The 11,989-nt window shown below is 55.0% G+C and carries 12 protein-coding genes; 6 read left to right on the forward strand and 6 right to left on the reverse strand.

Annotated elements, in window-relative coordinates:
- The first annotated feature begins 103 nt into the window (after positions 1 to 103).
- Positions 104 to 1,306: a sodium/glutamate symporter gene (gene gltS, locus ACLW56_RS15655; protein WP_330984674.1), complete on the forward strand. Its 1,203-nt coding sequence runs from the start codon at positions 104 to 106 to the stop codon at positions 1,304 to 1,306.
- A gap of 99 nt (positions 1,307 to 1,405) precedes the next feature.
- Here the strand turns inward: gltS and glpK are convergent, their stop codons facing one another.
- Positions 1,406 to 2,911, reverse strand: coding sequence for a glycerol kinase GlpK (gene glpK, locus ACLW56_RS15660; protein WP_330984675.1), 1,506 nt, complete (start codon positions 2,909 to 2,911; stop codon positions 1,406 to 1,408).
- 22 nt (positions 2,912 to 2,933) lie between these two features.
- Complete coding sequence (locus tag ACLW56_RS15665; RefSeq protein ID WP_330984676.1) at positions 2,934 to 3,782, reverse strand: MIP/aquaporin family protein; 849 nt, start codon at positions 3,780 to 3,782, stop codon at positions 2,934 to 2,936.
- A 420-nt stretch (positions 3,783 to 4,202) separates the two neighbouring features.
- On the opposite strand from ACLW56_RS15665, the gene zapB reads away from it, so the two are divergent.
- The 4 genes from zapB to ACLW56_RS15685 all read left to right on the forward strand — a co-directional run bounded on the left by zapB (position 4,203) and on the right by ACLW56_RS15685 (position 8,021).
- Positions 4,203 to 4,448: a septal ring assembly protein ZapB gene (gene zapB / locus ACLW56_RS15670; protein ID WP_330984677.1), complete on the forward strand. Its 246-nt coding sequence runs from the start codon at positions 4,203 to 4,205 to the stop codon at positions 4,446 to 4,448.
- A 146-nt stretch (positions 4,449 to 4,594) separates the two neighbouring features.
- Positions 4,595 to 5,584, forward strand: a complete 990-nt coding sequence (locus ACLW56_RS15675; RefSeq protein WP_330984678.1) for a sulfate ABC transporter substrate-binding protein — start codon at positions 4,595 to 4,597, stop codon at positions 5,582 to 5,584.
- 140 nt (positions 5,585 to 5,724) lie between these two features.
- Complete coding sequence (locus tag ACLW56_RS15680) at positions 5,725 to 7,197, forward strand: DASS family sodium-coupled anion symporter (RefSeq protein ID WP_330984679.1); 1,473 nt, start codon at positions 5,725 to 5,727, stop codon at positions 7,195 to 7,197.
- Positions 7,198 to 7,265: 68 nt separating this feature from the next.
- Complete coding sequence (locus ACLW56_RS15685) at positions 7,266 to 8,021, forward strand: CDP-diacylglycerol diphosphatase (protein ID WP_330984680.1); 756 nt, start codon at positions 7,266 to 7,268, stop codon at positions 8,019 to 8,021.
- 102 nt (positions 8,022 to 8,123) lie between these two features.
- On the opposite strand, the gene tpiA is transcribed toward ACLW56_RS15685, so the two are convergent.
- Both tpiA and ACLW56_RS15695 read right to left on the reverse strand, forming a co-directional pair.
- Positions 8,124 to 8,891: a triose-phosphate isomerase gene (tpiA, locus tag ACLW56_RS15690; RefSeq protein WP_330984681.1), complete on the reverse strand. Its 768-nt coding sequence runs from the start codon at positions 8,889 to 8,891 to the stop codon at positions 8,124 to 8,126.
- 109 nt (positions 8,892 to 9,000) lie between these two features.
- On the reverse strand, positions 9,001 to 9,600 hold the full coding sequence (locus ACLW56_RS15695) for a DUF1454 family protein (protein WP_330984682.1): 600 nt from the start codon (positions 9,598 to 9,600) through the stop codon (positions 9,001 to 9,003).
- A 114-nt stretch (positions 9,601 to 9,714) separates the two neighbouring features.
- On the opposite strand from ACLW56_RS15695, the gene ACLW56_RS15700 reads away from it, so the two are divergent.
- The gene (locus ACLW56_RS15700; protein WP_330984683.1) at positions 9,715 to 10,134 is read left to right on the forward strand and encodes a DUF805 domain-containing protein; all 420 of its coding nucleotides are present in this window, start codon (positions 9,715 to 9,717) and stop codon (positions 10,132 to 10,134) included.
- Here the strand turns inward: ACLW56_RS15700 and fpr are convergent, their stop codons facing one another.
- Both fpr and glpX read right to left on the reverse strand, forming a co-directional pair.
- A complete protein-coding gene (fpr, locus tag ACLW56_RS15705) occupies positions 10,135 to 10,881 on the reverse strand; it encodes a ferredoxin--NADP(+) reductase (protein ID WP_330984684.1) in 747 nt (248 codons plus the stop codon).
- Between the two features lie 96 nt (positions 10,882 to 10,977).
- Positions 10,978 to 11,988 carry a class II fructose-bisphosphatase gene (glpX, locus tag ACLW56_RS15710; protein ID WP_330984685.1) on the reverse strand — a complete coding sequence of 337 codons (1,011 nt, stop codon included), beginning with the start codon at positions 11,986 to 11,988 and terminating at the stop codon, positions 10,978 to 10,980.
- Position 11,989 lies beyond the last annotated feature (1 nt).

Here is an 11,989-nt window from a genome sequence, read left to right on the forward strand (position 1 = left end):
GCCTTTTGCGTAGAATTCGGCTCCTGATTCTAAACAAAGAGAACTTTTCGCTACAGGAAGAGACGTCGCGTGTCATTGGATCATGCGCAAACAAGGAGCTTTTATGTTTCATCTCGATACCCTATCGACGCTTGTTGCCGCAACGCTGGTGTTGCTGTTAGGACGCAAACTGGTCCACACCGTTCCCTTTTTCAAAAAATACACTATCCCCGAACCGGTTGCCGGTGGCCTGTTGGTTGCTGTCGCTTTGCTGGTGCTCAAAAAAAGCATGGGCTGGGAAATCGACTTTGATATGAGCCTGAAAGACCCGCTGATGCTGGCTTTCTTCGCGACTATTGGCCTGAACGCCAACCTCGCGAGCTTGCGTTCTGGCGGGAAAGTGCTGGGTTCATTCCTGATTGTGGTGGTCGGACTGCTGTTAATGCAGAACGCTATTGGTATCGGGATGGCGAAAATGCTGGGCCTCGACCCGCTGATGGGCCTGCTGGCCGGGTCTATTACGCTGTCTGGCGGTCACGGAACCGGTGCGGCCTGGAGCAAGTTGTTTGTTGAACGCTACGGCTTCGCCAATGCGACAGAAGTTGCCATGGCTTGCGCCACCTTCGGCCTGGTGCTGGGGGGCCTGATTGGCGGCCCGGTTGCCCGTTATCTGGTTAAACACTCTTCGACTCCTGACGGTACGCCAGAAGATCAGGCCGTGCCGACCGCGTTTGAAAAACCGGACGTGGGGCGCATGATCACCTCGCTGGTGATGATTGAAACCATCGCGATGATCGCTATCTGTATCACGCTGGGCAAAATCGTTGCGCAATTGCTGGTGGGCACGGTGCTTGAACTGCCAACGTTCGTTTGCGTGCTGTTTATAGGTGTGATTCTGAGTAATGGTCTGGCGCTGCTGGGCTTCTATCGCGTGTTCGAGCGTGCAGTCTCGATTTTGGGCAACGTTTCGTTATCCCTGTTCCTTGCGATGGCATTGATGAGCCTGAAGCTGTGGGAACTGGCCTCGCTGGCGCTGCCGATGGTGGCGATTCTGGCGGTGCAGACTGTGGCGATGGCGCTGTATGCGATTTTCGTGACTTACCGCATCATGGGTAAAAACTACGACGCAGCGGTGCTGGCGGCCGGGCATTGCGGGTTTGGCCTGGGCGCAACGCCAACGGCGATTGCCAATATGCAGGCCATCACCGAACGTTTTGGTCCTTCACACATGGCGTTCCTGGTGGTGCCGATGGTCGGTGCGTTCTTTATCGATATCGTCAACGCGCTGGTGATTAAGCTGTATCTGCTGCTGCCAATGTTTGGCTAAAAAATGCCCGGTGGCGGCTACGCCTTACCGGGCCTACAGTTTTGATGGGGGTGTAGGCCCGGTAAGCGAAGCGCCACCGGGCATTTTCGTTTCACACGCTTACTCGTGATCTTCCCACGCCAGCGCGCGTTTCACCGCTTTCTTCCAGCCGCTGTAACGGTAGTTACGTTCGGTGGTTTCAATCCCTGGACGGAACTCACGCTCAATCACTGCTTTTTCCTGTAGCTCATCCAGATTCTGCCAGAAGCCAACCGCCAGACCGGCCAGATACGCCGCGCCAAGCGCTGTCACTTCACGCACTTCCGGACGCTCTACACGGGTGCCCAGAATGTCGGACTGGAACTGCATCAGGAAGTTGTTGGCAACTGCGCCACCGTCCACACGCAGGGCGTGTAAACGAATGCCGGAGTCTGCCTGCATCGCTTCCAGCACATCGCGTGTTTGATAGGCGATGGATTCCAGGGTGGCACGGATAATGTGGTTCGAGTTCACGCCACGGGTCAGGCCGAAAATAGCACCGCGAGCATACGGGTCCCAGTATGGCGCGCCCAGGCCAGTGAACGCTGGCACCACATACACGCCGTTGGTGTCGTTCACTTTGGTGGCGAAATATTCGGAATCGAAAGCGTCGTTGATCAGCTTCATTTCATCACGCAGCCACTGAATGGACGCGCCCGCCATGAACACCGCGCCTTCCAGAGCGTAGTTCACTTCGCCTTTCGGGCCGCAGGCGATAGTCGTCAACAGGCCATGCTCAGATTTCACCGCGGTTTCCCCGGTGTTCATCAACATAAAGCAGCCTGTGCCGTAAGTGTTCTTCGCCATCCCTTCCTTCACGCACAGCTGGCCGAACAGCGCTGCCTGCTGGTCACCCGCGATGCCGGCGATCGGAATACGCGTACCGCCTTTACCACCGATGTTGGTCTGGCCGTACACTTCGGAAGACTTGCGCACTTCCGGCAGCATCGCGCGTGGGATGTCCAGCGCGTCGAGCATTTTGCCATCCCAGTCCAGCTCGTGGATGTTAAACAGCATGGTACGCGAGGCGTTGGTGTAGTCGGTGACGTGCACGCGGCCCTGCGTCATACGCCAGATGAGCCAGGTATCAACGGTCCCGAACAGCAGTTCGCCCTTTTTCGCTCGCTCACGTGCGCCTTCCACGTGATCCAGAATCCACTTCACTTTGGTGCCGGAGAAGTACGGGTCGATAACCAGACCGGTCGCTTTGCGGACATACTCTTCCATGCCGTCGCGCTTGAGCTGCTCGCAGATTTCTGCGGTGCGGCGGCACTGCCAGACGATGGCGTTATAAATTGGCTTACCGGTTTCTTTATCCCAGACGATCGCCGTTTCACGCTGGTTGGTGATGCCGATGGCTGCCACTTCGTCGGAGTTGATGTCGGCCTTAGCCAGCACTTCAATCAGCGTGGAGCTCTGGGAAGCCCAGATTTCCATTGGGTCGTGCTCAACCCAGCCTGGCTTAGGATAAATTTGTTCGAATTCGCGCTGTGAAACGCTGACGATATTGGCGTCGTGATCCATGACGACGGCGCGGGAGCTGGTTGTCCCCTGGTCCAGCGCAACGATATATTTTTTGTCGGTCATATGCTTAAGTCCCGTAGTCAGATTACAGCGAAGCTTTTTGTTGTGAGGTGCTGCTGGTGGTGTCTTTCTCTTCCACCACGCAGACATCGCACGGTAAATTGCGGCCAATCAGCCTGCGATAGCCGAAGGCTCCGAGCGACGCGCCAACAATCGGCGCGAGCAGCGGCACCAGGAAATAAGGGATATCTTTGCCGCCGGTGAAGGCAACGTTGCCCCAACCCGCAAGCCAGGCGAACGTTTTCGGGCCCAGGTCACGCGCCGGGTTCATCGCAAAGCCGGTCAGCGGCCCCATTGATGCGCCAATCACCGCAATCAGCAAGCCAATCAGCAGGGGCGCCATTGGGCCACGAGGCACGCCGTTGCCGTCATCCGTGAGCGCAAGGATAACGCCCATCAGGATAGCGGTAATGACCATTTCTACCGCGAAGGCCTGCACAAAATTGATATGTGGGTTCGGATAAGTAGAGAAGATACCTGCCAGATCAAGACTTTCGACGCTGCCGCGCACCATATTGTGCGTGTGTTCAAAGTCGATGAAAAGATTGTAGTAAAGCCCGTAAACCAACGCCGCTGCGCAAAATGCGCCGGCAAATTGAGAAAGGATGTAGGGAACAACTTTGCGCCCATCGAAACAGGCAAACAGCCAGAGTGCAATCGTTACTGCCGGGTTCAGATGTGCGCCGGAAACCCCTGCAGTCAGGTAAATGGCCATCGCCACGCCCAGACCCCAGATAATACTGATTTCCCACTGACCAAAGCTCGCGCCTGCAACTTTTAGCGCCGCTACGCATCCAACACCGAAGAAGATCAACAACCCGGTACCCAGAAACTCGGCAATGCACTGGCCTTTTAAGGTTGATGTTTGACTCATGATCGGATCCTGAAGACAGATGAATGATTATTGTGAACATGGAGGTCGAAGACGACCATGCTGCCATGTAGGCATAGTGTTAATTTATCGTTAACGAGCAAAAACGAGAAATATCGAAATCAAAATCTGTGTGCCTCGTCAATAAAATGAGCGTTTTCGCGCGATGAAGCGCGCATACTGACCATGAAAAGGGTGATCTTCGAACCATTCATTTAACGAATGGATTAACAATTAAGGGGGATTTACCCGAACGCTCCAGGTGTAGACCGAAAAGTGTTGCAAACCACGATCTACGTGCCCCGGCGCTGGACAGGGAGGGCGGCGCTCCATACAATCGCAAGCAGAGCAGTGCGCTTATTTTCGTTAAGGCGTCGCCGGGGTTCCGGGACGAGTTCAACGCCTTGCAAATTCAGGAGAGGTATGACGATGTCATTAGAAGTGTTTGAGAAACTGGAATCTAAAGTACAGCAGGCGATTGATACCATCACTCTGCTGCAGATGGAAATCGAAGAGCTGAAAGAGAAGAACAATTCCCTGGCTCAGGAAGTGCAGAACGCACAGCACGGTCGTGAAGACCTTGAGCGCGAAAACAGCCAGCTGAAAGAACAGCAACACGGCTGGCAGGAACGTCTGCAGGCGCTGCTGGGCCGCATGGAAGAAGTGTAACGTCCCCCAACACCCTTCTTCGGAAGGGTGTTTTGCTTACTCCGCTTTATATCCTCACGTTATAGCCAATCTTTTTTTATTCTTTAATCATCTGGTTCGTTTCTGGCAGGCTACGCTCATCACAACATCACATAAGAGAGCGGTCGATGAACAAGTTAGGCCTGGGGTTAACGCTTCTGCTGGCATCTGCCGGCGTTCTGGCAAAAGACATTCAGTTATTGAACGTGTCGTACGATCCGACGCGTGAACTGTACGACAACTACAACAAAGCTTTCAGCACTTACTGGAAACAGAAGACCGGTGATGACGTCGTTATCCGTCAGTCGCACGGCGGTTCTGGTAAGCAGGCCACTTCTGTTATCAACGGTATCGAGGCCGATGTGGTCACGCTGGCGCTGGCTTACGATGTGGATGCGATTGCTGAACGTGGGCGCATCGACAAAAACTGGCTCAAACGTCTGCCGGACAACTCTGCACCTTACACCTCGACCATCGTGTTCCTGGTGCGCAAAGGCAACCCGAAACAGATTCATGACTGGAACGATCTGGTTAAACCGGGCGTTTCCGTGATTACCCCGAACCCGAAAAGCTCTGGGGGCGCACGCTGGAACTATCTGGCGGCCTGGGGCTACGCGCTGCATCACAACAACAACGATCAGGCCAAAGCTCAGGATTTCGTGAAGGCGCTGTATAAGAACGTGGAAGTGCTGGACTCCGGCGCTCGCGGCTCAACCAACACCTTCGTTGAGCGTGGCATTGGTGATGTGCTGATCGCCTGGGAAAACGAAGCCCTGCTGGCGACCAAAGAACTGGGCAAAGACAAGTTTGAAATCGTGACGCCAAGTGAGTCGATTCTGGCTGAGCCAACGGTGTCGGTTGTCGACAAAGTGGTGGATAAGAAAGGCACCCGCGAAGTCGCCGATGCTTATCTGAAATACCTCTACTCGCCAGAAGGGCAGGACATTGTCGCGAAAAACTACTACCGTCCTCGCGATGCTGACGTGGCGAAAAAGTATGAAAGCGAATTCCCGAAACTGAAGTTGTTCACCATCGATCAGGCGTTCGGCGGCTGGGCGAAAGCGCAGAAAGAGCACTTCTCTAACGGCGGCACCTTCGATCAGATTAGCCAGCGCTAACTCTCACCAGATTGCCGGGTGGCGCTGTTGCTTACCCGGCCTGTCTTACGAATTATTGATTTCCCTGATTGTTTTTTAGCCATGAACAGCGGTTAATGGTCTGACACGCAGAAGCGTGGAGGACAATCAAGGAATGAGGCATGGACAGATTAACGCCGGTTCGCCCGTGGCCCGCGCTCATCGCGGTCGCTATCACTTTTGTCATCTGGTTTATCATCCCTGTACCCCATGGCGTCACGCCGCAAGCCTGGCATTTGCTGGCGCTTTTTATCGGTACCATTGCGGCCATTATCGGCAAAGCGATGCCGATCGGGGCGATTGCGATTATCGCCATCATGCTGGTGGCGATGACAGGGGTCACCAACCCTGGCAAGCCTGCTGCCGCGCTGAATGATGCATTAAGCGGGTTTTCGAATTCGCTCATCTGGCTGATTGGCTTGTCGATAATGCTGTCGCAAAGTTTGCTGAAAACCGGCCTTGGCGTGCGTATTGGCTACGGCTTCATTGCCTTATTTGGCAAACGAACGCTGGGCATTGCCTGGGCGCTGACGCTGGCTGAAACGCTGATTGCGCCTGTCACACCAAGCAACACCGCGCGTGGCGGCGGCATCATTCATCCCGTGATGCGCGCCATTGCTGACAGTCTCGGCTCCCAGCCCGGTAACAGCGAAAACGGCTCGACAGGCCGCTATCTGGCGCTGGTCAACTACAACATCAACCCGATAAGTTCGGCGATGTTTATCACCGCTACAGCACCTAACCCGCTGATTGTTAATCTGATGATGAAAGGCACTGATGGCGTGCTGGAGATGACGTGGGGCATGTGGGCCATTGCCGCCTTACTGCCTGCGGCAGTGTCGCTGCTGGTGATGCCGATGGTCATCTGGTGGCTTTATCCGCCAGCCATCACGAAAACACCTGATGCGCCGCAGTTTGCCCGCGTGAAGCTCAATGAGCTCGGGCCGTTGTCTCTGGCAGAGAAAATCACCCTCGGCGTGTTTGCGCTGCTATTGTGTCTGTGGGCAGGTGTTCCCGCGTTTGTGATGGGCAGCAGTTGGACGGTCAACCCGACCAGCGCCGCGCTGATTGGGCTGTCGATTCTGCTGCTAACTGGCGTGCTGCACTGGGACGATATCCTCAAATGCCGGGGCGCCTGGGACACCATCGTCTGGTTTGCTGCGCTGGTGATGATGGCGGAATTTCTCAGCAAGCTCGGCCTGGTGAGCTGGCTGGCGACCAGTATCGGCACAACCATCGATAGTCTGGGTCTGCACTGGAGCGTGGCGACACTGTTTTTAGTTCTGCTTTATGTCTATTCGCACTACTTTTTTGCCAGCACGACAGCGCATATCACCGCCATGTTCGCCGCCTTTTTTGCCGCCGGGCTGGCGCTGGGCGCGCCTCCTGCACTGCTGGGGCTGATGCTCGGTTTTTCTTCATCGCTGATGATGTCGCTCACGCATTACGGCACCGGCACGGCACCGATCATCTTTGGCTCGGGCTACGCCACGCTGGGTGAATGGTGGAAAACCGGGCTGGTGATGAGCGTGGTGAACCTGATTATCTGGGGTATGACAGGCTCGGTGTGGTGGCACTGGCTGGGCTACTGGTAATGTCGGTGCGACAAAAATTCATAAAGGTATGTTATATCTGAGGTTACTTCATCACTCAGGAAAATCACATGTCTAAGCAAAAGCGCCGTCTTGTCGGTTTGTTGATTGTCATCTTACTGCTGGTGGGCGCTGGCGTGTGGCTGTACCCGAAAGGGAATCCGGATGCACTGCGCCATTTTGTTATCGACCAGTGCGTGCCGAATCAGCAGCAACATCAGTCTCCTGCACCTTGTGCTTCGGTCAACCTGAAGGGCGGCTACGTGCTGTTCAAAGACCGCAACGGGCCGCTGCAGTATCTGCTGATGCCGACATATCGCATTAACGGCACGGAAAGCCCGCTGCTGTTGAACCCGCATACGCCAAATTTCTTCTGGCAGGCCTGGCAAAACCGCCAGGTGATGAGTGCTCGCCACGGCACGCCAGTGCCAGATTCAGCGGTGTCGTTGACGATCAATTCGCGCACCGGGCGCACGCAGAATCATTTCCATATTCATATTTCCTGCTTACGTTCTGATGTGCGTGAACAGCTAAACGCCAGTTCTGACACCATCAGCAGCCGCTGGTTACCTTTGCCTGATGGCCTGCGCGGGCATAAGTATCTTGCCCGTCGGGTCACGGAAACAGAGCTGGCGCAAAAAAGCCCCTTCCTGATGCTGGCAGAAGAGGTGCCTGAAGCGCGTGAACATATGGGACGCTTCGCGCTGGCGATGGTGCAGCAGAATGATGGGACGTTTGTGTTGCTCGCTACCGAGCGCAATCTGCTGACGTTCAATCTGGCTTCCGCCGAGGAAATTCAGGATCACGGCTGTGAAATCCTGAAATAAGCCTACCCGTTCTGGCGTTTACCTGTTTCTCCTGTCGTCGTAGACTTGCTGAAAAAAAAAGCCCGGTCGCGATGACCGGGCCTTCGGGTTCGCAAACAGCGATTAAGCCTGTTTTGCTGCTTCTGCTGCTTTAACGATCACCGCGAAAGCGTCTGCTTTCAGGGAAGCACCGCCAACCAGCGCACCGTCGATGTCCGGCTGAGTGAACAGCTCTGCTGCGTTTGCCGCGTTAACAGAACCGCCGTACTGGATGATCACTTGCTCAGCCACTTTCGCGTCTGCTTTAGCAATGTGGTCACGGATGAATTTGTGAACGGCCTGAGCCTGAGCTGGAGTGGCAGATTTGCCAGTACCGATTGCCCATACTGGTTCGTAAGCGATAACTACGCCTTCGAAAGCGGCTGCGCCCTGAGTTTTCAGCACGGCGTCAATCTGACGTGCACAAACTTCTTCAGTTTTGCCCGCTTCGTTTTCTGCTTCAGTTTCACCGATGCACAGAACCGGCGTCAGACCCTGCGCTTTCAGCACAGCGAATTTCCTGGCGATCAGCTCGTCAGATTCTTTGTGATAAGTACGACGCTCTGAGTGACCGATAATGATGTACTGAGCACCGATATCTTTCAGCATTTCCGCAGAGGTTTCACCGGTGAATGCGCCAGACAGGTTCAGGTCAACGTTCTGCGCGCCCAGATTGATGTGGCTGCCGCCAGCGGCCTGTTTTGCCAGATCGAGGTACATTTCTGGTGGAGCGATGGCTACGTCACAACCGGTCACGCCGCTCAGCTCTTTACGCAGGTTAGTTACCAGCTCGTTTACCATGTGGCGGCTGCCGTTCAGTTTCCAGTTACCCATCACTAAAGGATGTCGCATTTGAATTCTCCACGCTACTTAAGCGAATTAAGGAAGATGGCCGCCCGTCAGGGCAGCATGGTCTGTGAAACAGTATAGAGATCCGGCGCGGGAAAGGCTTTGCTTTTTGTCATTTATTGTTGCCTTGCAGTGACTCAGATAGCGCCAGCTTAATCGGTTCAATGGCGAAGGTTAGCCCTTTTTCGCCGTTGTCCGCGACAACATAGCGGATGGCACCTTCACTGGTACTGTAATAGCGTTTACTTTTTCCGGCTGCGAACAATTTTTGCAGTTTCTGCAGGCTTTGCGCTTTGGTGATTGATGGGGTGAACACGCGAATCATGGCGCTCATGTACTCGTAGGCCTTCGCTTTGGCGGCTTTCTGTTCCGGGCCCTGAATCGGCAGCCAGGTTATCTGCATCGACTTTATCTTCAGCGTGCCGCGCTCAAGCGCGGTCGAGGCATACAAATTTTCGTTAATTTTGCTGGCCGCGCGAGTCAACGCAAGCTGATCGCGGCTGGTGGTGATGGAACGAAACTCGTTTAACGGCAGGGTTGGATTGTCGGCATTAAACTTCTCCCGGAATGGGCTAATGGAGAGGTCAAACGTCGGTGAACCGGGCAGTAAGTAAGGCGCAGTGGTGGTGTCGGCGGGTTCAGCAGATAGCGCGTACGGCCCGGCAACCAGCGTTGCAAGCCCGATAAAACACAGAGTCAGCCATTTCGTCATTGATACCACCTGAGCATTTTCATGCTGACGATTAAAACGGTAAACGGCCCCGCTTGTCAAAAAGAGACCACTTCAGGGTAAACTACGCGGCATTATGAAAATCAGGAATCTTCCATGACCCTACAGCAGTGGCTATTTTCGATTAAAGGGCGCATCGGGCGCCGTGACTTCTGGATTTGGATGGGCATCTGGGTGCTGGCGATGATTGTCCTCTTCACGCTGGCCGGTGGCGGCTGGCTGAATCTGCAAACCGCCGCCTTCGCGCTGGTGTGCCTGTTGTGGCCGACAGCCGCCGTGACGGTAAAACGCCTGCATGACCGAGGAAAATCAGGCATCTGGGCACTGTTGATGGTGCTGGCCTGGATGCTGCTGGCCGGTAACTGGGCCGTGCTGCCTGGCGTCTGGCAATGGGGCGTTGGGCGGTTTATCCCCACGCTCATAATTGTGATGATGCTTATCGATCTGGGTGCGTTTGTGGGCACCCAGGGCGAAAATAAATACGGCAAAGAAACTCAGGATGTGAAATACCGCTGATCACCAGTAGTGTTCAGCGGTCATATGGCCCGGCCGACGGCGCAGGTGTTTGGTCATCTGCCGGGACTCTTTCAGCAATTGCTGCGTATCACGCACCATTTGCGGGTTGCCGCAAAGCATCACGTGGCTGTTGTCGGCCATCATCGTCAGGCCAACCGCCTCTTCTAACGAGCCGTTTTCAATCAGCGCCGGAATGCGTCCTGTTAATGAGCCAGAAACGTTCTCACGGCTCACCACGGTTTGAATCCGCAGTTTCCCTTCGTAACGTTGCTGTAGCTCCAGCATCAGCGGCAAATAGCTTAAATCTGCGGCGAAACGCACCGCGTGTACCAGCACCAGATTATTGAAACGCTCAAGATCTTTGCCTTCCTGCAAAATCGACAGGTACGGCCCGAGCGCTGTACCGGTCGCCAGCATCCACAATGTGTCGCAGTCTGGCACTTCATCCAGCACGAAGAACCCTGCCGCTTCACTCACCAACTGCACTTCATCCCCGGGCTTCAAGGCTGCCAGCCGAGGGCTAAGCTTGCCTTCCGGCACAGTGACCAGATAGAACTCAAGATCGGGGTTATTGGGTGCGTTGACGTAGGAGTAAGCGCGCTGAACGCGCTCGCCGTCAATTTCCAGCCCAAGCTTGGTGAATTGTCCGGCCGTAAAAGGGTGAACGGGGGCATGAACGGTGAGGCTGAACAGGGCATCTGTCCAGTTCTCGACTTTGGTGACTTTTCCGGTAACCCAATCCGCCATGATTTTCTCCTCGTTGCGTTGATAGTGCTATCTTCGCCAGGTGAGAAGAAGATTTCCAGCCCTTAACAGGCTGGAAAGCTCTTGCGGACAAATGATTTACAGGATGTGCAGCTGGATTTCCGGGTCTTTGCGGTCCAGATAGTGAATGGACTGAATACGGCGGATGGTGCGCGATTTGCCACGGATAAGCAGTGTTTCCGTGGTGGCGATATTGCCTTTGCGGGTGATCCCGTCCAGCAGGTCACCTTTGGTGATGCCCGTGGCAGAGAAAATCACGTTATCGCTCCTGGCCATTTCATCCAGACGCAGCACTTTCCCGGCTTCAATGCCCATTGCCGCGCAACGTTCCAGCTCAGTCTCGCCAATACGACGGTTTTCTTCAGAATCGCCTTTGACGTCATGACGAGCCAGCAGGCGACCGTGCATATCACCATCCAGCGCGCGAATCACTGCCGCAGACACCACGCCTTCTGGCGCACCGCCGATACCATAAAGCACATCCACTTCGCTGTCTGGCATGCAGGTCAGAATGGAGGCCGCAACGTCACCATCCGGGATTGCGAAGACACGCACGCCAAGCTTCTGCATCTCGGCAATCACTTGATCGTGACGGGGTTTCGCCAGAATGGTGACAGTCAGTTCTTCGAGGGGCTTATCGAGAGCAATCGCAACATTGCGCAGGTTCGTTTCCAGCGGCAGGTTGAGGTCGATAACGCCTTTCGCGCCAGGGCCGACAATCAGCTTTTCCATGTACATATCTGGCGCGTTCAGGAAGCAGCCTTTATCGCCCACCGCCAGCACCGCCAGCGCGTTGGCCTGACCCATTGCTGTCATGCGGGTGCCTTCAATAGGGTCTACGGCGATATCCACGGCATCGCCGTTGCCCGTACCAACCTGCTCGCCGATAAACAACATAGGCGCTTCATCAATCTCACCTTCGCCAATCACGATGGTGCCGTCGATGTTGACCTTATTGAGCATGATGCGCATCGCGTTAACCGCTGCGCCATCTGCGGTGTTTTTGTCACCACGGCCCAGCCATTTATAGCCCGCCAGGGCGGCAGCCTCAGTCACACGCGAAAATTCGATGGCAAGTTCTCGTCTCATA

This window comes from Pantoea sp. sgz302252 (assembly GCF_047713085.1).
Classification (GTDB): Bacteria; Pseudomonadota; Gammaproteobacteria; order Enterobacterales; family Enterobacteriaceae; genus Scandinavium.

What these genes read in the sequence shown, in the direction of transcription:
- gltS (WP_330984674.1), top strand. Translation starts at nt 104, where the DNA reads ATGTTTCATCTCGATACCCTATCGACGCTTGTTGCCGCAACGCTGGTG.
- glpK (WP_330984675.1), bottom strand. Translation starts at nt 2,911, where the DNA reads ATGACCGACAAAAAATATATCGTTGCGCTGGACCAGGGGACAACCAGC.
- ACLW56_RS15665 (WP_330984676.1), bottom strand. Translation starts at nt 3,782, where the DNA reads ATGAGTCAAACATCAACCTTAAAAGGCCAGTGCATTGCCGAGTTTCTG.
- zapB (WP_330984677.1), top strand. Translation starts at nt 4,203, where the DNA reads ATGACGATGTCATTAGAAGTGTTTGAGAAACTGGAATCTAAAGTACAG.
- ACLW56_RS15675 (WP_330984678.1), top strand. Translation starts at nt 4,595, where the DNA reads ATGAACAAGTTAGGCCTGGGGTTAACGCTTCTGCTGGCATCTGCCGGC.
- ACLW56_RS15680 (WP_330984679.1), top strand. Translation starts at nt 5,725, where the DNA reads ATGGACAGATTAACGCCGGTTCGCCCGTGGCCCGCGCTCATCGCGGTC.
- ACLW56_RS15685 (WP_330984680.1), top strand. Translation starts at nt 7,266, where the DNA reads ATGTCTAAGCAAAAGCGCCGTCTTGTCGGTTTGTTGATTGTCATCTTA.
- tpiA (WP_330984681.1), bottom strand. Translation starts at nt 8,891, where the DNA reads ATGCGACATCCTTTAGTGATGGGTAACTGGAAACTGAACGGCAGCCGC.
- ACLW56_RS15695 (WP_330984682.1), bottom strand. Translation starts at nt 9,600, where the DNA reads ATGACGAAATGGCTGACTCTGTGTTTTATCGGGCTTGCAACGCTGGTT.
- ACLW56_RS15700 (WP_330984683.1), top strand. Translation starts at nt 9,715, where the DNA reads ATGACCCTACAGCAGTGGCTATTTTCGATTAAAGGGCGCATCGGGCGC.
- fpr (WP_330984684.1), bottom strand. Translation starts at nt 10,881, where the DNA reads ATGGCGGATTGGGTTACCGGAAAAGTCACCAAAGTCGAGAACTGGACA.
- glpX (WP_330984685.1), bottom strand. Translation starts at nt 11,988, where the DNA reads ATGAGACGAGAACTTGCCATCGAATTTTCGCGTGTGACTGAGGCTGCC.